A 26,551-nucleotide genomic window follows, 5' to 3' on the forward strand; every position below is an offset into this window, starting at 1 on the left:
GGGGCATTGATATCCGGTCTGGCCACAGCCGCTACCGCAGGCATAGGCTATGGCTTAAAAACTATAGGGACTCTTAAAAACCTATCAAATAGTATAGGCAGGTATGACTATAAATACTTTAGCCCCTCCAGTGCCTTTGAAATGATGGAACAAAACGCAGCAAGCCAAGCATTTAACACCACCATAAGACGCCATCAACACTTCGACTGGACTGAGTTAGGAGTAGCCACCGTAACCGGAGGTCTAATGGGCTCAAAAGCAGGAGAAAACCTCAGCAAAAAACTCGAAAACCTAGATAACCACACCGGCATGCTATGCGCTGAGCTACAAACTCTAGCAGGAGCCGGCGCTCAATCACTCACCACAGGCACTCATTTTGACGCACTGCAAGTTTTAGGAGACAATTTTGGCAGTACAATTGGAAATGCTGTGATGGGGCATTTGCATGGTCTGGATTAGAGGAAATAGGTAACGATATTGCTAAAGAGAATATCAAAGGACTTGAGATTGATGATTTATTGACCGATTGGGAAAACTACAAAAAGTTAAATAATTGGGATGATCGTATAGAAGATTTTAAAAATGATTTAAAGCAAGTGATTAATACAAATGGTGCAGAAGAACAACATTCTTCCTATATCCCATTTTATCGAAACCGTTCAATAGTGGAGCCGCTTCAGTATGATTTTCAGCCAAATTTAAGCAATGTTTCTGGGGCGGTAGTATCTAATAATGATTTTTATAACTATAGTCCTGCTCTCAATTCTGATGCGGGAATATTTGCAGATCAAATGAACGATCTTAAGAGCCGCTTATTAAGAGATGTATGTTTTTCTATGTCATTGACAGAGCAAAAAAATTTAATTTCTGAGGAACAATTATATACAATGTTCCCTCAGGCAGAAAAAAAATTGCTAGATCAATACTTGTTAGAGTTTAATCGTCAGTTACCTGAAGCAGGAATTGATAGTTCAAAACGGCTGGCATATTTTTTTGCAACTGTAAATGAAGAAACAGGTGGGATGACGACATTTGTTGAAAATGATTTTAAATATAGAGACCCTCAGCGTGCATATAATTACTTTCATCATTTACGAAAAGATAAAGGTAACAATGCGACAATGAGCCATGCTGAAAATCTTAAATACATTACGGAACTAGGTTCAGGGGAAAGGTTTGCCAATGTTATTTATGCTAATATGCTCGGAAACGGGAATGAAGCTTCCGGTGATGGGTTTCGTTTTCGAGGGCGCGGATTGTTTCACCTTACAGGAAAAGAAAATTATTTCAAATTAGGTGGCAAAGATTTTGTGAGGAATCCCGATTTACTATTAGCACCATCAACTAATGTGAAGGTGGCGATAGATTATTGGCAGCAGAGGGGATTAAATGGGCAAGTTGATAAGCTTAGTGGGCAAATTTTTATTCCATCGGCATCAATTGTTCGGGATAAATATTTTAGAGCTGTTGTATATTCTATTAATGCAGGATTATCTAACATAAATAAACGAGCTGCGTCATATAATAAATATTTTCAGCTGTTTGATAATAAATGAAAAATGGTGAAAACACGATGAGATTATTTTTATATGTTTTTTTCCTTATATATCCAGTTATAACTTTTTCAGGTACATGCACCACAAAAGTTAAAGGGTATCATTTAGTACGTAATTCGTTATATCCATTTTCTTTTGATAAAGAGAAAGCATGTTTTTTTGCATTTTATACAGCTAATCCTGGCACAAAAGATGGGTCAATAAAGGGGGATAATCCTGGATATGCTATATGGTATGGATATTATAAAATAAATGATCCCTCTAAAATCTATGAATTTCCTAAGCCATTGGATAAATTATGGGGGGGTGTTTGTAGTATCAGTGCTGTTTCTTTTTATGATATGAATGGCGATGGTAAGGCTGACATAACCGTTATTGGTGCTTGTAATAAACAAAATGCAATTAATTACACTTATCCTTTTGTATTTATTCGCCAAGGAAATAGCTATCTTTTGGATGAAAAAGTGTATAGTAATTTATTTGGATTTATTGGTTTAAGTATCTCCGATATACGGGCATATACCGCTGTTCCTCAAGTTTATTTCTCTATTCTTAATAATAAAAATACGTTAACAAGATAGTGGCTATGATTAATATGAAAAATTTTATTCTGACAGTATTTATTTTATTGCAATCATTATCGTCTTTCGCACATAAAGACGATTGCTCAACAAAGATTAGTGGTTATAAAGTTGTAAAAAACTCAGTGTATCCCTTTTTGATTGATAAAGATAAGGCCTGTTTTTTTGCATTTTACGTAAATAAATCTCAATTAGATTATGCTAGAGAAAACCACGATGATAATTTTGAAGATGAGGCTATGTGGTATGGGTATTATAAATTGAGTGCTCCTTTTCATATTATTGAGTTTCCTAAACCTTCTGATTTGTTATGGTTAGGCATTTGTCATATTAATGCAGTATCTTTCCATGATATGAATGAGGATGGTGTCAGAGATGTGAGTGTTATTGGCTCATGTAGCCAATTACCACGTCTTAAGTATACTTATCCTTTGGTATTTATCCGAGATAAAGATAAATATATTTTTAATGAGGATGTGTATAGTCATCTTTATGGGTTTATTGATTTAACTATTGCTGATATACATGCATATATAAAGGATCCTAAAAAGACTTATCAAATTCTAAGGAATAGGTACAATCATGAGAGCAAGCCTTGAGCTGTAAATTATCAAATAAAATGAATGTAGCTATTAGGGATTAAATTCAAAGCCCTGTTCTGTTTCAAAGCATAGAAACCATGGGCCCAAGTTTTTCTTTTTGCGCATTGCATGTGAGTTGTATTGTAAATTTAGCAAGTGCGCAAAAAGCAAGGCTTGACCCTTCAAGCATTCTTAATGAGATTTTTTCCTAAGGTACGAACCTAAAAAGGCCCTATAGTGAGTACGAAGTTATAAAACCATTAGCTAATGTAAAAACAAACCGAGCAGCACCGTGGTTTGGTGAAATCGGTCTTGGAATACAACATGGATTACCATTAACTATTGATTATTATATTGACCAAGGTTAGATAAGATTAATTTCAAGAAAATTTCAGTATGGACCCTGCCACTTTTTTGAATGAATCGACAATCTCATTCTGGCTCATTATGAAGCCTTGTTAAAGTGGCAGGGTCCATACTATTACGTCAGATCTGACCACGTCACCTTATAGATATATTCATATGCACTTAACTTGGGTCGGGGTGGAATGTTTTTAACTCCATGGAATTAAGTCCTTCTTCACTAGTCGATGAGGACGGCGTTGCTGAGCTTTTTGTGCTGCTGAAAAAGGAAAACATTTTGTTCCATAGACTGCTATTGGCTCCCTTATTTTCCACTGGGGGCGGCGTTGGTTCTAGATAGCGATCCACTAAATTAAAATGATTTATTGCATAGTGTTCGGCTAGATAGGGAAAAGAATCTTTAGCTGCTTTCGGTGGTAGTGCTTGAGGGTCTTTATAATATCGTTCGGCAGCAGTGGCCATTAAGGCTTGTATTTTATTGAGTAGAGAAAGTTCCTCTACTTCAATATAAGCGGTAGGAATCATACTCCTTAAACAGGCTAAGTCTTCAATTAGAGTTTGCAAGCGCAAATGAAGCTTACTGAACTCCTCTAAACTATGGTTAAATTGCTCCGCATAGTTTTTGCTCAGTTGCTCTATGCTGTATTGTTCTAATCCTTTACCGAGGAGGTTTTGATAAATATAGCTTAACTTGGGTGTTATCGGGGAATTGGGTAGTTGTTTGTAGGCTGCGGTATGGGTTATTTCATCGAGCATTGCTTGGGGGCTGCTTTCCAGATGATTTATTTGGGTTAAAATTGCAGCAAAGAAATGCTGGAGTCTATCGTCTACTGATTCTTGTAGGCAATTAAATTCTTTTTCTAATTCTTGAGCATGTAAAACTAAAGTACTGTTGATGTTGATAAAGCACAAATTCATTAATGCTGTGCAAAATTGTTGCATGATTAGATGATTCGCAGTGGGTAGTGTGGCGAATTTATTGAGAATAGCCAGTAGAGCCTCATAGAGTGCCTTTTTTTCTTGTTGGCGGTCGGCAACCCAGTGGTGGGTTAAATATTGTTGGCTCACTAATTGGATTACGATGCCAAAGGTTTCCAATATCTTGTCTCGAGTCAGTTCTGATTGCAAAATGGACGGTTCGTCATTGACGATATTTAGGATGTTTTTTTCTAAAACCGTTCCTGCGGTATTAAGCATTTCAATTAGATTTGTTTTGTTATTATCAAGACCAAATAAGTTAAAAAAATAGGCTTGTATTAGTAGTGCATGTTCTTCGTTGACATAGCCGGTGTAGGTTGAAAAATAATCATCAAAGAGTGCATAGAGATGACCTTGGTGAAGCATCATGCGTTGTTTGTTATGGCCCATGAAGGAATAATGGGTGGAATTATAGGCTTCATAGCCTAGCTGATTTTCTTGTATTTTATTATATAGCCTGCGCAAAATGGCAGGGAAATCGAGATTGGCTAAATTGATGCTTTGTGCATCGTCTTTGGCATCTAGGTAGCTACTGCCCAAGGCGCTATGCTGATAGAATATTTGTTTGCCATCATTAAAACTCACTCCGTGTTGGGTTAAAAAGTGAATTATTTTGTAAAGCATTAATTTTTGGACGTGGGTAGTTTTGTAGCCCTGTGGTGCCACGATGATATCTTGTTGCGAGCCATTATTTCCACTGGAGCCGGTGCCATGGTGTCCGGGCATTGAATAAAAAGAAAAACGCTGCTTTTCTGCCGCGGCTAAACTTGGGAATACTGGCGTAAATCCTCTGTCTGAATGTTCATTGCTATAATAGATGAATTCGCTATGCTCGATGAGTGCTGGAAGGACAAAAAATCGTTCGTCATACCAGGTAATTGGAAAACAATCGCCAGGAACTGGGTCGATGGCGAATAAGCTTAAAGATATCTTATCCACGTTGTTTTTTAAGCTGTTAAACCAGGATTCCTGCTCGGTTTGAGCGATTAGGTTGATTTGTGCTTTTAAGGGTTCAATGATATCAGGGGTATTGTTGGCTGGTGGGCCCTTACGTCTTTTATTTTGCTGTTCGCTTAGATTTTTTAATACCTCGTTAAAGCAGACGCAGCTGCCTATTATAGCGCGGATACTTTCTAATTCATGAGCGATTAAAATAGCTTCGATTGCCCCTCTGCTGTGGGCCAATAGATTGATTTTTGTTTGCCCGCGACTCAAGGCGTTTAATATGGCTGCTAATCCATAGGCAATTTTTTCACCGACATTGGAGCCATCGGTTTTGGGGCCATTAATTACTGTAATTTCGTCTGCCTGCAAAGCATAGGGATTTTTAGTATCCCCCTTAGTGCATAGTTTCGCTGTCGAGGCTTTTATTAATGAAGAGATGATGCTGAGGGTTTCACCTTTAGGGTAATCGCATACCGTTGCACCTTTAGTGTAGGGAGTTCTTTTTGCTATTTTCTTTAGCTCTGGATAATACTCTGTATTGGTGCCGAGCAGGGTCAATGTTAATGGTTGTTTTTCTATTTTACTGTCCATAGCAGTACCATTTTTCGGTGTTACAAGCCATTATTGATAGCATTGAACAGCAAAATAAACAAGCTTCGAATATCATTATTCATGGGGGCTGGCTTGCGTTTTAAGAGATAGTTTTTGATATTAAAAATCATCAGCATAACTATTAAATTAATGACAGCACATCGATCCACCCTATTCATCAATGATGCTTTATTGGCACCAGGTTATATGAATGGGCGCCTTCGTGATAACAGGAAGAGAAGTACTCCAAATAGTGAGAAATAAAAGAGACGGATTAAAGGTTAATAATATTCAGATATTCCCTAAATAAATTGGTGGGAATATGGGCTCCTACCCCAGATAGATTAACTACAATTACAATCGTTGCTTTGCTATTGGGTTCATGCATCATTAATAATAAATAGCCAAAATAATCTCCGGTATGCCCTCTCCAACCATTAATTGAGCCCATGCCATAGCCATAATTATCGTATTCTGGGCATGTTGGATGTGGGCGTGAAGGATCATTATCAGCACAGGGATCAAAACTAATCGGTAAAAGACTATTGACACGCTCTTGTTGCATTGCAGTGGATAAAAGGCTGCCTGTAGCCAGAGATTCAACCCAGATTTTTAAATCCCCAAGCGTGGAAATCATTCCTCCGGCCGCTCCTGAAAAAGACGGATCTACACGCGTTACGTCTTCCAAATCAGTGCCGGCATACCCCTTTGCAAAAGGAACTGGCATCTCAGGCGTTGTAGGATAGCTGGTTTCATTCAGGCCCAAGGGACTAATTATTCGATGGTAAATTTCTTTACCAATGAAATTTCCAGTTAATTGTTCAACAATCATTCCCAAGATAATAGTATTCGTATTTGAATAATGCCAATCAGCCCCCGGCGCGAAATAAGTATTATTGCCATTAGCAATCGTAACTAGCTCTTGCGGCGACCATTTTCTTAAAAAGTCATCAATCAAGTTTTGAAGAAAGTTAGGATCTGCACTGTAATTAAAAATTCCACTACGCATATTGGCTAATTGCGCAATGGTTGCACCATTATTTTGGATCGTAAAACCTAAGCTACTAATCGGCGTACTTAAATTTATTAATCCTTGCTCAATTAATTGCAAAATCACCGTTGTCGTAAACGATTTCGTGAGGCTGGCTATCCGAACGTGATCCAATGCACTAATAGGCCTGTTGGTACTGATATCGGCGACCCCATCTTCAATAATTAATTGTCCTTGCCCTGGCACCCAGATTCCCGCCAAGACTCCCGGAATATTATATTGTTGTTGATAACTATGGGTAACATTACGCAATAAACGCTCAGTCGTTTTATTGAGGCAGTTGTTGTTCGCACAAGGAATAATCTTGATATTCAACTGGTCTGCTAAGGATGGACCATAACATTGCAAAGGATTCGGAATATTAGTGGTGCCTTTAGCCTGACAGATCACTGGACCGGCGTGAATTCCCGCACCCATTTGTGCGGTGTTAAGTTTCAAATTTAAAAAACACGATTGGCCTGGTGCTAGGTTAAATGGGCTGTGACAAAGAGTTGCCCCAGAGACCTCTTCTATTCCGGGCATAGGTTTTAAGGTCAATGTACGCATTTTTTTACTGTTATTTTTTACGGTATATTGCATCGTTAGAATACGATTCGCTAATAATTGTTGAGGAGCTTTTGTTACGGCTTTTATTTCAAATACTGGTATTGCTGCCTCGCTATTTAAAGAAAATAAATTGCATAAACCAATCCACAAACTCATTATAAAAATATTTTTTTTCATCTGAATGCATCACTTTTAGAGAACGGACAATAACTTGCAGAATGAGCATGTTTGGGTCAAAGCGCAGGCTAAAAACTACATAAATAACATTGAGAGGGTTGATCTGTCTAGTTTTAAAATATTAATAGTTCAACATGGCAAGATCATGACGGATAGCATTTTCAGGAGCTTCGTTAGTACTTGTTCACTAACTCTACTTAATCGGAAATGATCTAACTTCTGGATCGGAATGGATCCCTTTTGGGAGTATATCTTTTGGGGCCCATAGGGATGAAGGTTCTGGTTCCATCGATTCTGTATCTACATTGGAAATCGTTACCCAACCATAACTAATCGATAAGACAATGAGTTCCTCAAGTTAAGGGGGCTTAATTGCGGGGTCGGACTCTGCTTCATTAGAGTAGAATGTCGTGCTAAATATTTAAGGAACCGGCGATGGTATCTGGAGAGTATTTATTTCTGCTACATGCTTAGAAGTAGTCAATGCTCGGAATCGATAAGGACAAACTTTAGCTGTCAAAAACTAATTTTAAACAATCGAAAAAATGCATGCCAGGTAAAATTCGTCGTGGTTTAAAACGAAACTTTGTGCTCAGATATTGTGCTATACTCGATTCAACATCTGCTTTCATTTCAAATTTGATAATAAAGATGAACGGCAGATTTTAGTTTTTATTTATCCAGGACGTAAGAGGGGATTGCCTATGATGCAAGAAAATACTATTCCTTCATTAATCATTCTTTCAATAGGATCTAATGGGAAAGTTCAGTGCACGGACAACAACGGGAAGTTATTACCATTACTTGATCATGGTAAATCTCTTGCTTGTATTTTTGTTCCTGTACTGATTGTGGAGCAGAAGTTAGCTTATAAAGATTATGCACTTTATATCTTTGAAAATGAAGAGGAATTTTCGGTCAAAATAGATGCAATTAGGCAATGTGACGAGCATGCAATCCTGTTAATAGGCACTGGTGAACAAAGAGAAATTTATTTCATTGAAGACAAAACATTAGTTTCTCGTATCCCTATTCCTTTTGTTTGTGAGGCGTATCTTGATTTAATTGATGAGTTAGATGTGAGTCCAGAGGGTAAAGCCACGAGTAGTGAGTTATATTATCTGAATAAGATTATTAAATTATTACGAGATACCGGTAATCGTGGGAATGAAGCCGAAATATCAGGTACACGAGTTGGCCTTAATGTATTCTCAACAGATTTTTCTCCCTGTAATGCGGTTGTTGCCAGAAGAAAAATGGATAATCAATTTGTTTTGCATCACTCGACAAGCGCAAGCATGGATAGAACCAGGCGTGGAGCAGACCTTTTCTTTGAGGGGATAGCTAGAGGTGAGGGATTCAACTTTGCTGCCGTAATGCAAAATCCTAAAGTTAAAAAGAATCTCTTAAAAGCGCCGATGCTTGCGGCGCAATTAGCAATACAACTTAAGGATCAGAATATAGGTCGCATAAATATTCCTGAAGGTTATGGTGCAATCGCGTGTGTGAATGGAGATACTATAATCATGGCTCAAGAGTTGAGATTCTTTAGTGGCGAATTGGATAAGCAACTCATCAGCCAGCTTAAAACAAAAAACGAAGAGACCGTTCGTTTTATTGAATTGGAGAGTGAATGTCTATCTTTGTCTGAAACTACAAAAGAACTCCGGGCGCAATTGCAAAGAGAAAAAAATAACCCATTGACGGACGTATATAGTAGCCTTTTAGGGCAGCTAAGTTTATTTTCATCTGCGCGGAAAAATTCACCGGACGATGAACGGAAGAGTAGGTGCTCTCTTATGTAAGATTAACGAGGATGGCTTAAGTAGTGTCAGGTTAGATACTAAAGGCTATGAATGGATATTAAAATGAATACTTATTCATTAGCCTTTAGTATAAATAAATTAGGGGGTATTTAAATCCTTTTTAAATAAAATCCCATGAATAAAATATTAATACCTGCAACCAGGACCAGAATCAAGCCTGGGAAATTACTTGCGTAAGGTAGCTGCTCGGCGAGTATTCGTCTAATTAAACTGTCAAGAGGACGCAAAATATAGGAAAAAAGATATCAGATAATTCGGCGCTAGGTGCTAGAAATGCTTTAGAAAGATAAACGGAGAACAAACCTCAGATGAGATATCATACATTTCAAGAACATTACCAATGGCACCACCGAAGAGTTTTTTTTGATACTGTAAGCATTAATCAATCTTCTTGGCTTGCAGAGCCCCAGAGCGTACTAACTCCTCATGGAAACCCAGCGAGTTATAATCTGTAACTCTATCCAGAAAGATAATTCCATCTAAATGGTCGTACTCATGTTGTACCACGCGCGCGTGCAGGTCTGATGCCTCTCGTTCAATTAAATTTCCACTGGCATCATAGCCGCGATAAGCAATTGATTTGTAACGAGGAACCTTTCCTCTTAGCTGGCCCACGCTTAAACAACCTTCATACGCCTCTTCTATAACTTCAGAAAGGGGCTCAAATGATGGATTAAATAAAACAGTAAATGGAATAGATGGTAAATCAGTGCGTACGGGATGCTGTTTCATACCAAATACAATGGCACGTTTTTGGATAGCAATTTGTGGGGCAGCTAGCCCTAGCCCTTGTTCTTTTTCTAAGGTTTTAAAAAGAATGGACTCCATCTCCTTTAACTCCTCAGAACCAAAAAGATCGTCTGTAATTGGTTCCGATATCATTCTAAGCGAAGGATTTCCTAGTTGTATTACGGTATATGGATTCATCGTATCGCCTATGGTTAAGAGTTGTTCATTTCTTTATAAGATTTATTTATCGATTCTTAAACTCGCGTATTTTTCTATCAGTGTTAAATTGGGAAAGAGAATATACCGCCCATAGGGCGGCTGGTATCCATCCTATAAGCGTTATTTGTAATATTAGGCAGATAATTCCTGCTAATGGTCGCCCGATAGTGAAAAACACCGTAAAAGGTAAAAAAATAGCGAGAAGTAAGCGCATGTTAAATTCAATAAGTTAATCAGATTAATGGCATTCTATTAATTTGAAATTTTATAATCAATAATAAAATTTTTGACTTCATTGGGATTAATTTGAGAAATACACGAATCCATTTGAAGTACGCCTTATGGATATAGAAGAGGTATAGTTGCATACCAATGCATAACCCATCCCACATTCAATGCGTTCAAACTAAAGCTGACAGATAGCTTCTTTAATTAAAAATAAATAGAGCAATAGAAATTAAAATAATAATCAATATAACAATGTGCTTATGATTAACCATGATGAATTGTCCAATAAGTATAACTCTTGAATTTTAGACTATTTCTTCAACATTTGAGGAGTAACCTAATTTATCTATTGCCTGGAGCAAACTAATAAATAGCAATCAAATGTGGATTTGCGCCATAGGTGCTTTCACTCAAATTATAATGGGAACTAATTCTTCAATAATTGAAGGCGATATTGATATAAAATAAGGTCAAGTCCACCTTACGGTGAGTAACCGGACCGTTGTCGATGTGCTGGTGGCATCGGAAATTTTTATTTAATAATTTTGCCAAACAGACAGTTATTTTATTACAATCTAAATTGATTATTTTAATAATCAAGCTCTTATAAATTTTAACAGGAAAAGATACCACCTAAATAAGGACGAAAACGAATGATAACTAATAAAAACTTGCTGTTTGTCTTGCCATCTTTTTTTTCATGTACTCTAGCTTTTTCCGCTCCATGCGCCTTTGACCCATTAAAATCATGTCAATTAATTACCGATATTTTGCAAGATAAAGCAAGCAGTGGGCTCAATTATTATGCCTCAACCAATTATGATCACCGCATATCCGGCGAAATTAATGTCTATGATACATCAAAAGTAATTAAGAGTACGGACGGAAAATTAACGCTACTCGCAGATTTGATTAATACTGGGTTTTGGAAAAGCGGAGAAATAATGACTCGAGCTAACCTTAACTCCCCGCCATTTAACTCCCCCGTACCATCAGAAGTATGGACTACGAAAGAAGCAAAACATGGATATCTGGAAGTTAACATCAACTTACCTGTTTGTACCAAAAGTATTGATGGCTTATGTCAGCAAAATAAAAATCCAAGCGCCTACAATCAAGGATTATGGCCTGCAATTTGGATGATGCCTACCTATGATTCTAATTGGCCTCAAAATGGTGAAATTGATATTATGGAGGCCTATCCTAAAAATACAGCTTTTAACATAACTACAGGCGCGCTGCATTTTAATGGAAACTCCTCTCAATGTGGCGGCGGAGATTGTCGTGGCTGGGGCTATTCCCTTGATTCACATCAGTTTCCTCAATTAGCCTATGCAAACCCGCACACTTGGGGATTTGAATGGGAACAAGATCCAAACAGTCAGAATGGCGGGTATATCCTTACGGGCTATATTGATAATGTGAAAACCTGGGGACCATTAAAAACAGATGCGCTACCTGCTGATGGTGCTAATGCATTACAACGAGGGTTTAATGACCCCAATGGTGGTTATTATCTTATCGTTAATCTTGCAGTCGGAGGACCCTATGCTGGGGCACCTAACCCACAAATGCAATCTGCGAGTATGAAAGTGAACAGTGTGAAAGTTTACCAGATAGGTTCTACTCCCACTGATCAGTGTAACCCACCGATAGATTTTTCCTCATCCTATACCCTTGATAAGAAACATATTAATTTGTCCTGGAATTCCCCAGCCAACAGTGGGGCTGTAGTTTCCTATCAAGTTAAGGATTGGCAAAAAAGAGTATTATGGAAAGATAGTAAACTAAATTGGACAGATACCTCTCTCCCAGGTACAGCAGGAAAATTTACCTATTTCCTGAGCTCGGTTTGCAGCAATAGTGTCTCTCAAGATGTACAGTTTGATGTAATCATTCCTGATACTCCTCAGTGCCTCCCTCCAACCAACATCAATGCAAATTATAGTAGCGATAAAAAACTCATCAGTCTTAGTTGGTCCGCTCCAACCCAAAGTCTACCTGTAACCAGTTATCAAGTTCGTGACTGGCTAAAGCGAGTACTTTGGCAAGGCTCATCAATAAACTGGACCGACCGATCTTTACCCGGAACTCCTGGAAAATTTACCTATTATATAAATTCGGTATGCAATAATCAGGATTCAGTCATGTTGCAGAAAGATGTTAATATCAACTAAATAAAACTTTTCCTTCTATCCTGATACCATTGCTCATGTGCCTCCTTCTTTTGTAGCAATCGTATCAGGAGGCTTATGGTGCACAAGCGACTTCGTCGGCAACTTGCCGAGCCTGTATTATACTGGAGTCTGTATCGCAATTAAGTTTCGGCATGCACCACAGTAAAAAAAGCTAAGCTCAGTGTTCAAGGACGAGCCCATTTTCACTAATAAACACTATTTTTTATTATCTCTAAAGCGTTTAAAGCTAATTTTTTAGCCGCCAGTGCATCATCGGAACAATGGGGGCGGTCGCTGCGACTGTTTGGGGAACGTGGTGGTTCAAAACAAACTTGTTATGATGCCTGAGATTGAACTATGTGCGTCTCTAAATCTAGAGCCTACTTAATACATGTTGAATAAGGGTAAACTCACATACATAGTTTACTTGGAAACTGTTTCATATTAAACTAATGTGAATTAATAAGGTTGGGTCTATGGAAAAAAGAAATGTAAGTACTTTAAAGAGTCATATTGGATATCATATGAGAGTAGTTTCAAATGAAGTTTCACAAGCATTTGCTAAAAAGCTACGGAAATATGATGTCGCTGTCGCAGAATGGGTCATTTTACGCGAAATGTATGAAACAAAAAAATCTACTTCCCCTAGTAATGTCGCAGAAATGGTAGGACTTACTCGTGGTGCTGTTTCTAAATTAATTGAACGTCTTTTGAATAAAGGTCTAGTGACTCGCACTGAATCCTCAAATGATCGTCGATTTCAAGAAATTAAATTAACTTCTAAAGCAATTGAGCTTGTACCAAGTCTTGCTGATTCCGCCGATCAAAATGATGAATCGTTTTTTGGTGTTCTTTCCGATAACGAAAAAGTCACTCTTATCAAAATACTAAAAAAACTCACCGATCATCACAAACTCCACTCTAACCCGGTTAAATAATCAGCAAGGAGATACTCATGTTAAAATTAGTAGAAAAATTAACGGAAGCACAAAAATACGCTATGTCTATCCGCCCCAAGGTTGGAGGTTTTCCAGTGCTAGCAGAAATACTTCGCCAATGTGGAGTTATTATGAATCGTTGGACGCTACCTTCATGTCAATCAGTTTATATACTGAATGAAGGTGTTGTTGCTCAGCAAGGGAATCCCTTAGTCACAGGTACATTTGAATTTCTTATGTTTAATCGCGATGCATTAATAAAGGCCATTCGAGCCGATCAAGAGGGTAGAAGCAGTTTTCCAGAGTTTTTAATGCATGCATGGGAGTCGGGTGTTGTTGGTTATGATGTCGATTTTTTAGAACGAAAAGTTATTTATTATGGTGTTACGGGTGAAAGTTACACTGAAGAGTATCCCGCGGTAGAAATTAGATAGGAAGGTGTAGAGCCTAAGGGGGAAGTGGAACGGCCATCTAACTTCATCGATCGGTTACTTCCCAGAGAGAATAATGAAGGGGATTGAATTTGGAGTGTGGCAATACTTGAAACGGGGAATGTTAAAGATCTGTACGATCATATTGCTTTCTAGAAGCATGCTCTTGATAAAATGAACTCTTTCTTGACGCCGTTTTCTGGTAAATATGATCCATCTGTTTTTGAAACACTCATATAGATGAATTGATTTTTGAATACAAATGCTCCTCATAAGTTTTGTTCGCGTACCTCGTCTTAGTCGACACGCGTAAATGGGCTCTGAGTTAATTGAACGTAACTTGACGAAGCCTTCATTTCAGTCTATTGCTTTATGTTAGGAGCAAAAATAATTGGTCATGTTTCAGTCATTTTTCTCGCAAAGTAAAGCGGCACATCGAGGCGACAGCTATCGGCTGCGATTTAGAGAGAGAGATTAAATTTTTCTGCAGTTGTTCAGTTATTGACGCAGACATGCGCTGTGCGTTCAGAGCAATAGATATGACCTTATAAGTTCTATTTTTTACACACGAATCGCGCAATGTATTGAATAGATTGTTGTGGATGGATCCTTAAATTTATTACATGGGAAATAACATGAAATATAGCAATCCTAATCAAGCCGGTGCCAAAGTCAATTTTAAATCACGTTACCATAATTTCATTAATGGCGAATGGATTCCTCCGCAGCGTGGGAATTATTTTGATAACATTAGTCCGGTTAATGGTCAAAAGTTCTGTGAGATTCCGCGTTCAACTGCAGAAGATATTGAGTTAGCTTTGGATGCGGCTCATCAAGCCAAAGTGGGTTGGGCGAAAACGCCTGCTGCTCAACGGGCCCTTATTTTAAATCGTATTGCGGACCGTCTTGAAGCCAATTTAGAAATGTTAGCAGTTGCAGAAACTTGGGATAATGGAAAACCCATTCGCGAAACCTTAGCGGCGGACATTCCTTTAGCCATTGATCATTTTCGTTATTTCGCTGGGTGTATCCGGGCTCAAGAAGGCACGCTTTCCCAGATAGATGAGCAAACCGTTGCCTATCATTTTCATGAACCTTTAGGGGTCGTTGGACAGATTATTCCTTGGAATTTCCCTATCTTGATGGCTGCTTGGAAATTAGCACCGGCGTTAGCTGCGGGAAATTGTGTGGTCATGAAACCTGCTGAACAAACGCCTGCCAGTATTTTAGTTGTTGCCGAGTTGATACAAGACTTATTGCCTCCAGGGGTTTTAAATATTGTTAATGGTTTCGGCGTGGAAGCTGGTAAACCTTTGGCCAGCAATAAACGGATCGCGAAAATCGCGTTTACGGGAGAAACCACTACGGGTCGTCTCATTATGCAATATGCTTCAGAAAACCTAATTCCCGTAACGTTAGAACTGGGTGGGAAATCACCTAATTTATTTTTTGCAGACGTCATGACTGAATCAGATGACTTCTTTCAAAAAACATTGGAAGGATTCAGCATGTTTGCGTTGAATCAGGGCGAGGTGTGTACTTGCCCATCTAGAGCTTTGATTGATAAGAAAATTTATAAAGAATTTTTACCTCATGCTATTGATCGAGTTAGATTAATTAAACAAGGTAATCCTTTGGATACCGAAACCATGATCGGTGCTCAAGCATCGAATGATCAAAAAGAAAAAATCTTATCGTATATTGCCTTGGCAAAAGAAGAAGGCGGAGTCATTCTTACTGGGGGCGAAGTTGCTCATATGTCTGCAGATTTAAATGATGGTTTTTATATTCAGCCAACAATTATTGAAGGTCATAATAAGATGCGCGTTTTCCAAGAGGAAATTTTTGGTCCTGTACTTTGTGTGACTTCATTTAATGATGAGAATGAGGCTATTGAAATTGCCAATGATACTTTATATGGTTTAGGGGCTGGCTTGTGGACCCGTGATCAGAATAGAGCCTTCAGAGTCGGGCATGCGATACAAGCAGGGCGTGTGTGGACTAATTGTTATCATTTATACCCCGCCCATGCGGCCTTTGGGGGGTACAAACAATCGGGTATTGGCCGAGAAAATCATCGGATGATGTTGGATCATTACCAACAGACTAAGAATTTATTGGTTAGTTATGCGGCCAAACCCTTAGGATTCTTTTAATCATGAAGGCACCTGCTCGGGTAATAGCCACTCCATTAGCAGAGGAATGGCTCGGCAAATTAACTCAAGAGCATGGTGCGTTATTATTACACCAATCAGGCGGCTGTTGTGATGGCAGTGCCCCTATGTGTTATTTGCGAGATGAGTTTAAAATAGGTGCTAGTGATGTGTGTTTGGGAGATGTTAAGGGGACTCCAGTTTATATGAGTGCCTCGCAATTTTCTTATTGGCAACACACTCAATTAATTATTGATGTGGTTCCAGGACGAGGTTCTGGCTTTTCCCTAGAAGCGCCTGAAGGCATACGTTTTTTAACTCGTTCTCGTGTCTTTAATGACGAAGAAATTGCTGCATTGAAAGGATAATTCAGTAACCTAGGTATCCTGCATCATAATGCGGGCCTGCCTTGAATTTACTACCCATCTTCATGGGCTGCTAAATCCAAGGTCTGCCTCCCAATATATATTTACCAGAGTTTTGGCCGGGACAATTCAGATTCTAGTGGTGTCGCTGATGCCTTAAATGTTTCAGCTAAGACCTGAATAGTTGATAAGTCTAATTCTTTCTCATCGACCATTTTATTATTAACCAAATAGGAAATTTTGATTTTCTCCGCAATTACAGGAGAGATCTTATTTCTCGGAGCTGCTGTTGCGCTATTGGTTGTTTGTGGCGATAAAGTGGTAAAGAATGTTGGCGAGCTCCCATTATTATAGAGGCTAGGTGGGATCTCAGATGTAGGCGTGTCCGTAGGTTCATGGTTGGTGTCACAACTAGATTGCCTTGTAGTTGACCTTGCGGATTTGGACGGCGATGAACGTTTCTTGGATGATTTATATACAGGCTCAGGGTCGCCCAACTTCCCCTCTTTATCAATATTTAAATGGAACTGATGTCTCATTACTGATGGATCATTATCCAAATTTTGGGGTAAGGGAGTAAATTTAAAGACAAATAAATTTTGGTTCATTGGATGAGAACTGGTTTTTGAGCTTTGTTGTTGAATGTTATTTTTGGGCATAATGTACCTTGCCTGCGAACTTTGTTTTAAGGAGGGACATTATGTGGTGTTATCGATATTATTTCAATGAAATTAGATCAGTATGCGCAGATGTTGTTTTATAGTAAACACCGGGGTAAGCAGCAAGGAATGAATCGAGTCCTGCATTAGGAAAGAGTATAATTTATTTGCTTAATTTTTACACTAAAACTCCTTTTTCATTTTTTTAGCAGTCTATAGTTAACGTATCTTACTTCGTATTGATGTTGATATGGATAATAGATATTTGGGTAAAGAATTATCGGTGGATAGCCGTGAATATTTGGATGTATGTCGATTAAGGTATCAAACGTTTACGATTTATTTAAATGAGCATTCTGAGCTAGTTGAGTACATTGATGGTATTCCTTCTTTAAAACCATGTAAATATGACAAACATTCTGTGATTTTTGCTGTCTATAATGAAAAAGAATGTATTGGTACCATACGTTTAATTATCCGTAACAGCAAAAAAAATCACTTTTTAGAAATTGAAGAATCAAGTATTTGCAAACTAAAGCCTTTTGTCCATGATGACTACAAGGTCGCTGAGGTGGGGCGGTTAGTGGTGGATAAAAAATATCGTACGCAAGCCAATGTAGTTTTTATGTTGTTTAATTATGTTACTCAATACTCTATTAAGAATCATTTAGATTATTTGGTTTGTGAGGCGCCTGTGCATCTTTCCAAACATTATTCTCGCTTAGGGTGGGAGGTTGTTGAAGAAAATAAGCCTTGGTCCGTTAATGAGCAAATATTGTTGAAGCATTTACTTTTTGATATCCGCGGCCATCGGATGAGAGCTAAGTGCTATGGGTATATGATGGGCATGCTTGTTAAAAATCCACATTTTTATAAAGTATTTTTTCATTAGCGTTCATTTTATGAGAGCAAGCCCTCCCCCGTTTGCGTTAGCAATCAGTTGGAGGTGTTGTTGAGAGAAGTTGAATGTTCTATGGATCCAACATCAATTAACGGGGCAATTTTCCTGTGCCCTAGTCTTATTAAGCTAGAGCCGCCATCTTTTGCGAGCTACGGTTAAATATATCATTCAAACAATCAATTACTCGCTCAATATCATATGGACTCAAATTCGAACTGGATGGTAAACACAAGGCTTGATTAAATAAATAATCGGACACACTAAAATTCTCGGAATGCGGATAGTATGTTGCTCCGGCAAATAAGGGTTGTCTATGCATGGGTTTCCATGTTCTTCTTGCTTCTATATTGTGTCGTTGCAAGTGCTCAATCACTTGTTCTGGTTTCAAGGTAGAATATTCAGGCTTTATCAACATGGTTGATAACCAGCACGTAGAAAAGCCGTTTTTAATTTCGGGCATCATTTCCAAAAAGTTATATTTTTTAAATGCTTCTTTATATCGATAAAAAATAGCACGTCTTGAGTCGACACGGCTGTCCAAAACCTTTAATTGCCCTCTACCGATACCTGCAAGAATATTGCTCATTCGATAGTTGTATCCAACCACAGAATGTTCATAATGTGGTGCGGGATCACGAGCCTGAGTTGCTAAAAATTGGGCTCTTTTTATTAAATCCTCATCTTCGGAAACTAACATTCCACCGCCCGAGGTTGTAATAATTTTATTTCCATTAAAGGAAATTACCCCGAATTTTCCAAAAGTACCACTGCGTTTGTTGTTGTATGTTGCACCAAATGATTCTGCAGCATCTTCTATGATCGGTACACCATAATGTTCGCAGATTTGGCATAAAGCATCATAATTAGCACTTTGTCCATAAAGGTTCGCAATCATTACTGCCTTGGGTAATTTGTTAGTGGCTTTCGCCTCTGCTAAGGCGCGTTCCAAGGCAATAGGAGACATATTCCAGGAGTCTAAATCGGAGTCTATAAATACGGGCGTGGCGCTTTGATACAATATAGGATTTACTGTAGCAATAAATGTAAAACTGGGAGCAAAAACTACATCACCTGCTTTCACATCTAATAAAACTAAAGCCAGATGTAATGCCGCGGTCCCTGAGCTTAAAGCCACTGCTGATTTAATGTTAAGGTAACTTGCAATTTCTTTTTCAAAAGAATCAACATTTGGACCTAGTGGAGTGACCCAATTGGTATCAAAGGCCTGTTGAACATAGTGTTGCTCATATTCACCAATGTGGGCCGATGAAAGAATAATACTCGGGGATAAGTCTTTTTGCTGAATCAATTGAACAGGCCGGTCTTTATTATCTACGAGCAAAACATGGTCTAATTCATGCTGTTTCATTAAATAATAAGCATCTTGGACCGTCGCTGATGCGGGCAACGTTTTTCCAGTGTGTTCTGGCAAATCATTTAGATCTGAGTCGAGCGTGTAATCTGCTGATAAGAATTGTTTAACATCACTCTCGGTGATTGTTCTTAGCAAACGTTCTTCAGCATCGACCAATAATAAAACCTCTTGCTGCGTTTCCTGTAACTTGCTTAATACTTCTTTTAAGCTAAAACTTTTATTTATAAATAACTTATTGATAAACATCATTTTATTCCATTTATACAGCAGGTACTCCCTTAACCAGGGTATTTGCTTTGACATCATTAATCACGACAGCGCCAGCAGCAATAATCGCTTTATCACCAACAACCACGCCTGGTAATATTGTTGCTCCAGCCCCTACCAACACTTCTTTTCCAATCGTTACATTTCCACCTAAAGTACAATTTGGCGCGATGTGAGTACATGCGCCTATGGTTACTTCATGATCTATTATTGCTCCATGATTAATAATGCAACCCTCACCTATAGAACTTTCAGGCGCAAGGAGGGCTTTAGCAGCTATAAATGCTCCTGGTTCTATACGTGCATATTTAGAAATTAACGCTGCTGGATGGATAATAGTTACTAAAGTGGTTTCTTTATTTAGTAATTTAAAAACTGCTTGTCTTACTTGATTATCGCCTATAGCTACATGGGCAAAACCTTTAAAATGGGTTAATGATTCCATGGTTGAATCAATTAAAAGCCCATAAAGCTCTGTTCCTAATAAGGCTTTATTATTATCACATAGGGAGACTTGATGAAAGGAGTGATCACATAGGGAAAGCGCGTCGATTACCACTTTGCCGTGGCCACCACAGCCTATTATTTTTAAATGATTAGGATTTGTTTCCATTTAGACCATCTTGATCAAAATAAGTTAGTCTCCTTGACCCAAAGCTCGCATATTCCGTTTATGCGGCATTCATTTAAAATTAAAAATAATAGTTTTTAATGATTTAAATGAAGTAAATTCGCTCATAATACCATCCCTTTAATTTTTTAGCATCAGATCGATGCACAAGTTCATGATTGAGATGTATAAAAATCAATACCTTGTTCTACATCGCCAAAAAACTGAATTTGGCCACGTTCCAAGACAATAACCTTGTTACAAAATCGTTTAATAATCTCATTCGAATGGCTTGCAAGAACCAGGATATGGCTTTGTTCAATTATGTCTTCAAGACGTTTGGTTGCTTTCTCCATAAAATGGATATCGCCAACCCCAATAATTTCATCGATTAACATAATTTCTGGCGGGATGGCTGTGGCAACTGCAAAGGCAAGTTTCAACAGCATTCCAGCAGAGTAAACTTTAACGGGACTATTTAAAAAATCACCTAACTCCGTAAATGTTTCAACATCTTTTATTAACTCAGGGAGTTTCTTTTTTGAAATTCTTCGCATGGTTGCTAAATTAACAATGTTTTCATATCCCGTTGATTCAGTGTTCATACCGGAACTTACATCAAATAAACTGCATATTTTTCCATTGATTTCAATTTTACCTATATTGGTCTGATAAACCTTGGCAAGCACTCTAAGCAGCGTGCTTTTTCCTGCACCATTTCTGCCTAATAAACCAATACGATCGCCCTTATTAATTTCTAAGTTAATATTATCAAGTGCTCTATAGGTTGAGTTTTTAACGGCAAATTGTGTATTAGGGGATTTTCTAAAACAATTATTAAGCAAATGAATAGCTGATTTTTTAATGGAGTTAGAGCCATTTTTAATAATGTAGTCCAAGGATACATTGTTTAATTTTATTGAAGACATGTTTTTACTCCATTATAACCAAAACACAATGCGGTATTTAAATTTACTCAAGAAATGGGTGTATAGCATAAAACCTAAAATCGAAATCAGACTCACCATTACCAAGGTCTGAGTGCTTATCATATTATTTAGTAAGGGGTCCCTAATTAAATTAAGAAACTGGTGGAAAGGGTTATAGGCGACTACCCATTGTAGCCTTTCCGGTAACAAATTGGGCATCCACATAATCGGCGTTAAAAAGAAGATAATTTGTATAAAACTGCCAATTATTTGATTAAAGTCTCTATAACGGGTGGTTATAATCGATAATAAAGTTCCCCAGGTTATTACATTAAAACCAATAATAAACAGCCCAGGAATGAGTAATAAAATTTTAAAACTCACGCCGATATTGCAGATGAAAATAATGGGGATAAAGACCAATAAGTTATGCGCAAAGATAATTATATTTCTTAAGAATAATCTCATCATAAATAATGAAATAAACGAATCCTGATTTTTTATATAGCTTTCGGACTCAATAAAGGCATTATTACTCTCTAAGATAAGGGTTGAGATAAATGACCATCCAATAATACCGGAGGTTAAATAAGGAAAATATTCCCCTATATTTATCTTAAATAAGTGGCCATATAAAAACCCCATGCAACAGACAGTAATGGCCATATTGATGCTGATCCATAGAGGGCCAATTGATGAGCATCGATACCTTAATTTTATATCTTGTGTTCCTAACATAAACCATATAGGCCAATCGATGAAAATTGCTTTAAGCTCATCATGGATAGTGGTGCTCTTATTCAAAATAAATTACCTCACAACTTGGATAGTCCAGGGTAGATTCCGGCAAAAACGTACTTTATAGGGGCTTAGTCTTGCTGGCAAGATATTGCAATTGTGTTTGAGCATGTGTTCATCTTATTATTTATCCTTTTGTAGGTTGCTGTTTCATCCAGCTTATTAGTTTTTTACCAATAAAATGACTGCCTGCAGTACTTAAATGATGGCTGTCGCGGTAAATCAAATGGTTCTTGTAGGTTAGCTGGCAATTCTGCTTACACATCAAATCAACAGAGTTAAAAATAAGAGTTTCTGGATATTCTTTTTTTAATTTAGTTAGTACGGCTTTATATATATATTGTCTTTTTAAAACACCATTCTTAAGAATATGGCACGACTTGTACGGCGCTAAAGGGCGATGAAGGCAGCGAGTAGGCATAAAGGGAATTTCTGGAATATCTTGAAATAAAATGACTTTTTTCCCGGCTTGTTGGAGTTTATTTATTGTTAGCGCAAGGCCTTTATAGAAGACCTTGGCCTTATCCTCGAGAGGAGTACTTTCTTTTTCTGAGCGTAATATAAAGCCGGAAGGAGCATATTTCCCTAAGTGTTGGGCTGCATAACCTTGGTTACTTACATAAAAAGGACCTAGGGAAGCAAGTACCACCGTATCAATTGAGGGATTTTCTAAAATAATTTGCAATGCTATCTTATTGGTTAATGCACAGGTATCTTTCAACCCAACCCAAAAACCTTGAACGCCTAACACGGGAGGGCAGGATGATTGCCCGAGTAATAGCCAGTTTTCTTGCGGAGCATATTTTAACAATCCAGGGAAAAGATGATCCGCATGACTATCACCCCAAACAACTTTATTAGGGGTACCTTGACGTGTTTGCAAACACCATTCCAGGTTTTTTGCCCGTTGATTGGTGGTATTGCACTGCTGCATATTCGTTCTATAGCGTTCGAAATTTGTTATATCGTTAGTAAATGATTTTTTGATTTGCGCCACAGATCTTGATTCCAATCCCTGCTGGTTATAAACCATAAAGGCAATTACTCCGGTACTTACTAAAAATAATCCCAATATTTTAGCAATGGAAGAAGCATACATTTTTCCTTTTATGGAAAAACGAATGGGTTTTTCAATAAATTGGTAGGTCAGCCAGGCCAAACCGAAGCTGATAAGGAGCAAGGCGCTGGCTAAACGGTAAGAGAGTGCTTCAGACAAAATAATACGAGCGAATGAAAGTAATTCCCAATGCCACAAATATAGAGGGTAACTGATGATGCCAATGAGGGTTAAAAAAGGTGTCGCTAATAAAGTGCGGTTAACCCAGCTGGTGGTTGTGCATAGCAAAATTCCAGTGCAAAGAGTGGGCAATAATACAGCCCATCCGGGATATATAAGGCTGTTGTTAAAATAAAAAATACTAAATAATAGAGCAGAAAAACTTAAAATACCTAATAAATTTAATAGATTAATATGAGTGGAGGTCGTTGTCTTTTGCCGATGCTTTAAATGGAAAAAGCGTACATAGGCGATTGCTCCACCTAAGCCAAGCTCCCAAAATCGAGATGGAGGCAGATAAAATGTCGCGATATTATAATGTGTTGCTCCCAGTAGATTAATAAACAGGGAAATAAAAATTATTAAACTCGCAAAGATGGGTTTAATCCTTTTTTTCCAAATCAAAAATAAAATGAGCGGGCAAATTAAATAAAACTGTTCTTCTATACCTAAAGACCATAAATGTAAAAGAGGCTTAAAATCACTGCTAGTATCAAAATAACCAGCCTCATTCCAGAGTATAAAATTATTAAGAAAGAAGGTGCTTCCTAGTATATGCTTACTTAAATTTTGGTATTCATCTGAGAACAGCAAAAAGTAGCCGCCCACTAAGGCACTCAATAATATTATGATGAGTGCTGGGAATATTCTGTTGATTCTCTTGATATAAAAAGTGGTCCAGCAAAATTGGCTATGAGCCATTTGGTGGATAATAAGATTGGAAATCACAAATCCAGAAATAACAAAAAAAACATCGACTCCAATAAAGCCGCCTGGAATAAGCTTTGGAAAAGCATGGAAAAACATAACAGACAGTACTGCTACAGCCCTTATTCCATCAATGTCTTTGCGATATTGTAATTCCATGTTATCCACGATTCATTAAGCCTGCCGTCGTCACACCAACAGATTTATTTTTTCCAGGGACGCCAATCTACTCGGGCCAATATTAGTCCAACCATGGAATGGAAACGAGAACGCCAGCTTATTCGAGCCAGTATACGTCCAGCAAATGAATAGAAACGAGAGCGTAACATTCTTGGATGCCAAAAACCTTGTGTCCAACGAGGAAGAAACCATATATCTAAAAAGAAAAATCGTGCTACTACAAAAAAGCCCAATATACCTGCAAGGAAGAAACGAGCCAAAGTGGTGGATAATCGATAACCTTTGGCAGCAGTTTTTAAAAAACCTTGATACAAGTTATGAAGATCCTTCACGGTTGATGCGAGAGTAAATCGCTCCAGCATCCATTTACGCCCAGCTTTTCCTAATAAGTTGGCAGCCTCAGGATCACGTATTAATCGTAAAATTCCAGTTGCAAGATCCTCAGGATCTGCAGGATTTACCTGTACGCCAGTCTTGCCATCAAGCACGGTATCCACTAACCCGCCTACTTTAGTTACCACGGTGGGGCATTCCATTAACAGCGCCTCGATTGTACCGCCTAAATTTTCATTTAATGACGCTTGAACAGAAGCATTGAGATCGCGATAGATTCGCGGAACATCAGTTCGGTGCCCCGTAAAAATAATATTTTCTTCTAATCCGAGCTCAGCGACTAAGGATTGCATCGACTGCCTTACTTCCTCTCCCATTTCTCCCCAGCCGCTTCCAATTAAAAGGAATTTTGCATTAGGAAACTCACGAAGTACGGTGGGCGCTGCTCGAATTAAATCTTCATGGCCTTTAATTGCCTTGCCATGGAGGTATTCTGGAGTCCAACGGTTGGCTCCCAACTTAGGATAAAAGTAAGCAACCATCCCAATTAATGGAGTATCTGCAGGCCAACCAAATTCTTCCCGTAAACCAGCAGGCAAGGTTTTAGCAGGGTCAAAAAATTGTTCATCAGGGCCATAATAAACTACGGCTAAGCGCTTCTCGGATACGCCCATTTTCAAATAAAGCTGCCGCGAGTATTCACAAGAAGGAATGATCGCGGTATCCATCCAGGCCGTGGCCTTATCTACCCAGCGAGGAGTATGGGCTTCTAAATGAAATGGGCCGGCAATCATGGAAAGCCGTATCGGCACATCAGCAAGCCAACCGGCGATACGACCAATAACCATTGAAGGAAAAAGATGCGTCTGAATTACATCAAATCGGTTTTTACGTAAAAATCTGACTAATTTTAGAATTTTACCTGGTAAATGAAAAATATCAGAAGGTCGCATAAAATTAAAATCAGCAGAGTGAACTGGAATAGCTTCTGCTTTGAAACGGTCGACCAATGTGCCGGAGTCTCCACTCAATACCACTGAAACGTCACAATCATAAATATTACGTAGCTCGCGCAATTGTTCAAAAGCCCAAGTACCGCCTTCAGTTGTTGAAAGTATGTAACAGATTTTTAGTTTCGACATGCTGTAATTATCCATAGTATACGTGCAAACAAGGGGAGAACCCGCGAGGCACTGCTATTTTAGGGATAGATTCCCTCTGGCGGAGATGACCAATCCTTAACTTAATGGCAGTGAGCCTGATTGGGGCGTATTAGCTCATAAAACCTTCATTCTTGTAAAGAGTTTTTCAGGTTTCCCAGGCGATGTCTTTTGAATTTTTTTGTAGTAGTGTTTTGAATGTTACTGTCCATTATTTATAAAAAATTATATAGCTACCTTGTTGGCACAAATATATAATTCTTGGGGCTATGAAGGGAGAGGACCCATTGATTAAACGTATTTTTGATATTGTCATTGCTTGCATGCTACTCATCGTACTGTCGCCCATCATTTTTTTAGTCGCCTTGTTAGTTCGTTGCAACTTGGGGAGCCCTATTTTTTTTCGCCAGAATCGCCCTGGATTACATGGGGAAATTTTCCAGATGATTAAGTTTAGAACCATGCTAGAGATAACTGATAGCAATGGTGAAATAATGGGGGATGCCTGTCGTATCACGCAATTGGGTAAGTTTTTACGATCATGCAGTTTAGATGAGCTTCCGGAGCTATGGAATGTCATTAAGGGGGATATGAGTTTAGTGGGGCCCAGACCTTTACTAGTTGAATATCTTCCTCTCTATAACGAAACACAGAAAAGGCGGCATGAACTCAAACCCGGCATTACTGGTTTGACTCAAATCAATGGCCGTAATGCTTTAGCATGGAACGAGAAGTTTGATTTGGATGTTTGGTATGTAGATAATCATTCTTTATGGCTGGATGTAAAAATTCTACTTTTAACCGTTAAAAAAGTTTTGATACGAGAGGGTATTACAAGTGAGGGAAGCATAACCGCAGAGAAATTTGGGGGGAATGAATAAGATTGGTCGGGAGTTTTAATATAATTGGTAAGCGCTCAT

23 protein-coding genes and 1 pseudogene are annotated in these 26,551 nt (G+C 38.3%); 13 read left to right on the plus strand and 11 right to left on the minus strand.

The genetic code is table 11. The annotated features are described in order from the left end of the window. From E1P08_RS17150 to E1P08_RS17735, 5 genes and pseudogenes are all read left to right on the plus strand, one after another. Window positions 1-459, plus strand: a 459-nt coding sequence (locus E1P08_RS17150) for a hypothetical protein (RefSeq protein WP_165485114.1), incomplete at its 5' end; no start/stop codon positions are given. 59 nt (window positions 460-518) lie between these two features. Continuing rightward, window positions 519-1,556: a glycoside hydrolase family 19 protein gene (locus tag E1P08_RS06805; protein WP_133136281.1), complete on the plus strand. Its 1,038-nt coding sequence runs from the start codon at window positions 519-521 to the stop codon at window positions 1,554-1,556. Further along, a complete protein-coding gene (locus E1P08_RS06810) occupies window positions 1,553-2,137 on the plus strand; it encodes a hypothetical protein (RefSeq protein ID WP_133136282.1) in 585 nt (194 codons plus the stop codon). The genes E1P08_RS06805 and E1P08_RS06810 overlap by 4 nt, the downstream gene beginning before the upstream one ends. Before the next feature lie 5 nt (window positions 2,138-2,142). Then, window positions 2,143-2,736 carry a hypothetical protein gene (locus E1P08_RS06815; protein ID WP_133136283.1) on the plus strand — a complete coding sequence of 198 codons (594 nt, stop codon included), beginning with the start codon at window positions 2,143-2,145 and terminating at the stop codon, window positions 2,734-2,736. Window positions 2,737-2,948: 212 nt separating this feature from the next. Continuing rightward, window positions 2,949-3,086: pseudogene (locus E1P08_RS17735) on the plus strand (glycohydrolase toxin TNT-related protein); the annotation flags it as partial. A 160-nt stretch (window positions 3,087-3,246) separates the two neighbouring features. On the opposite strand, the gene E1P08_RS06825 reads toward E1P08_RS17735, so the two are convergent. Then, window positions 3,247-5,595 carry a hypothetical protein gene (locus E1P08_RS06825; RefSeq protein WP_133136284.1) on the minus strand — a complete coding sequence of 783 codons (2,349 nt, stop codon included), beginning with the start codon at window positions 5,593-5,595 and terminating at the stop codon, window positions 3,247-3,249. A 274-nt stretch (window positions 5,596-5,869) separates the two neighbouring features. Continuing rightward, window positions 5,870-7,369, minus strand: coding sequence for a serine hydrolase domain-containing protein (locus tag E1P08_RS06830; RefSeq protein WP_133136285.1), 1,500 nt, complete (start codon window positions 7,367-7,369; stop codon window positions 5,870-5,872). A gap of 704 nt (window positions 7,370-8,073) precedes the next feature. Between E1P08_RS06830 and E1P08_RS06835 the strand changes: the two genes are divergently transcribed. After that, window positions 8,074-9,174 (plus strand): hypothetical protein, encoded by a 1,101-nt coding sequence (locus tag E1P08_RS06835; protein WP_133136286.1) that lies wholly within the window; start codon window positions 8,074-8,076, stop codon window positions 9,172-9,174. Window positions 9,175-9,573: 399 nt separating this feature from the next. On the opposite strand, the gene def is transcribed toward E1P08_RS06835, so the two are convergent. Together def and E1P08_RS06845 are read right to left on the minus strand one after the other, a co-directional pair. Further along, window positions 9,574-10,122 (minus strand): peptide deformylase, encoded by a 549-nt coding sequence (def, locus tag E1P08_RS06840; protein WP_133136287.1) that lies wholly within the window; start codon window positions 10,120-10,122, stop codon window positions 9,574-9,576. Between the two features lie 46 nt (window positions 10,123-10,168). Further along, window positions 10,169-10,357: a YqaE/Pmp3 family membrane protein gene (locus E1P08_RS06845; protein ID WP_133136288.1), complete on the minus strand. Its 189-nt coding sequence runs from the start codon at window positions 10,355-10,357 to the stop codon at window positions 10,169-10,171. Between the two features lie 667 nt (window positions 10,358-11,024). Here E1P08_RS06845 and E1P08_RS06850 point away from each other — a divergent pair. The 5 genes from E1P08_RS06850 to E1P08_RS06870 all read left to right on the plus strand — a co-directional run bounded on the left by E1P08_RS06850 (window position 11,025) and on the right by E1P08_RS06870 (window position 16,438). Then, window positions 11,025-12,548 carry a glycoside hydrolase family 16 protein gene (locus E1P08_RS06850; RefSeq protein ID WP_133136289.1) on the plus strand — a complete coding sequence of 508 codons (1,524 nt, stop codon included), beginning with the start codon at window positions 11,025-11,027 and terminating at the stop codon, window positions 12,546-12,548. A gap of 476 nt (window positions 12,549-13,024) precedes the next feature. Then, window positions 13,025-13,486, plus strand: coding sequence for a MarR family winged helix-turn-helix transcriptional regulator (locus E1P08_RS06855; RefSeq protein WP_133136290.1), 462 nt, complete (start codon window positions 13,025-13,027; stop codon window positions 13,484-13,486). 17 nt (window positions 13,487-13,503) lie between these two features. Then, window positions 13,504-13,920 (plus strand): DUF1398 domain-containing protein, encoded by a 417-nt coding sequence (locus E1P08_RS06860; protein ID WP_133136291.1) that lies wholly within the window; start codon window positions 13,504-13,506, stop codon window positions 13,918-13,920. 632 nt (window positions 13,921-14,552) lie between these two features. Continuing rightward, window positions 14,553-16,073: an acetaldehyde dehydrogenase ExaC gene (gene exaC / locus E1P08_RS06865; RefSeq protein WP_133136292.1), complete on the plus strand. Its 1,521-nt coding sequence runs from the start codon at window positions 14,553-14,555 to the stop codon at window positions 16,071-16,073. A 2-nt stretch (window positions 16,074-16,075) separates the two neighbouring features. After that, window positions 16,076-16,438: a DUF779 domain-containing protein gene (locus tag E1P08_RS06870; RefSeq protein ID WP_133136293.1), complete on the plus strand. Its 363-nt coding sequence runs from the start codon at window positions 16,076-16,078 to the stop codon at window positions 16,436-16,438. Window positions 16,439-16,539: 101 nt separating this feature from the next. Here the strand turns inward: E1P08_RS06870 and E1P08_RS06875 are convergent, their stop codons facing one another. Next, window positions 16,540-17,094 (minus strand): hypothetical protein, encoded by a 555-nt coding sequence (locus tag E1P08_RS06875; protein WP_133136294.1) that lies wholly within the window; start codon window positions 17,092-17,094, stop codon window positions 16,540-16,542. Between the two features lie 250 nt (window positions 17,095-17,344). Here E1P08_RS06875 and E1P08_RS06880 point away from each other — a divergent pair, with 250 nt between their 5' ends. Next, on the plus strand, window positions 17,345-17,986 hold the full coding sequence (locus E1P08_RS06880; RefSeq protein WP_133136295.1) for an N-acyl amino acid synthase FeeM domain-containing protein: 642 nt from the start codon (window positions 17,345-17,347) through the stop codon (window positions 17,984-17,986). 130 nt (window positions 17,987-18,116) lie between these two features. Here E1P08_RS06880 and E1P08_RS06885 read toward each other — a convergent pair whose 3' ends face one another. From E1P08_RS06885 to E1P08_RS06910, 6 genes are all read right to left on the minus strand, one after another. After that, on the minus strand, window positions 18,117-19,619 hold the full coding sequence (locus E1P08_RS06885; RefSeq protein WP_133136296.1) for an aminotransferase class I/II-fold pyridoxal phosphate-dependent enzyme: 1,503 nt from the start codon (window positions 19,617-19,619) through the stop codon (window positions 18,117-18,119). Between the two features lie 10 nt (window positions 19,620-19,629). After that, entirely contained in the window at window positions 19,630-20,250 is a 621-nt protein-coding gene (locus E1P08_RS06890; RefSeq protein WP_133136297.1) for an acetyltransferase, read from the minus strand. Between the two features lie 170 nt (window positions 20,251-20,420). Further along, a complete protein-coding gene (locus E1P08_RS06895; RefSeq protein ID WP_133136298.1) occupies window positions 20,421-21,176 on the minus strand; it encodes an ABC transporter ATP-binding protein in 756 nt (251 codons plus the stop codon). A gap of 12 nt (window positions 21,177-21,188) precedes the next feature. Beyond that, a complete protein-coding gene (locus E1P08_RS06900) occupies window positions 21,189-21,980 on the minus strand; it encodes an ABC transporter permease (RefSeq protein WP_133136299.1) in 792 nt (263 codons plus the stop codon). 121 nt (window positions 21,981-22,101) lie between these two features. Then, window positions 22,102-24,117, minus strand: coding sequence for an acyltransferase family protein (locus E1P08_RS06905; protein WP_133136300.1), 2,016 nt, complete (start codon window positions 24,115-24,117; stop codon window positions 22,102-22,104). A 44-nt stretch (window positions 24,118-24,161) separates the two neighbouring features. Beyond that, on the minus strand, window positions 24,162-25,613 hold the full coding sequence (locus E1P08_RS06910) for a glycosyltransferase family 4 protein (protein ID WP_133136301.1): 1,452 nt from the start codon (window positions 25,611-25,613) through the stop codon (window positions 24,162-24,164). A gap of 305 nt (window positions 25,614-25,918) precedes the next feature. On the opposite strand from E1P08_RS06910, the gene E1P08_RS06915 reads away from it, so the two are divergent. Next, complete coding sequence (locus E1P08_RS06915; protein ID WP_278042462.1) at window positions 25,919-26,512, plus strand: sugar transferase; 594 nt, start codon at window positions 25,919-25,921, stop codon at window positions 26,510-26,512. Window positions 26,513-26,551: the final 39 nt, after the last annotated feature.

The sequence above is a fragment of the Legionella rowbothamii genome (assembly GCF_900639985.1).
In the GTDB taxonomy this organism is placed as follows: Bacteria; Pseudomonadota; Gammaproteobacteria; order Legionellales; family Legionellaceae; genus Legionella; species Legionella rowbothamii.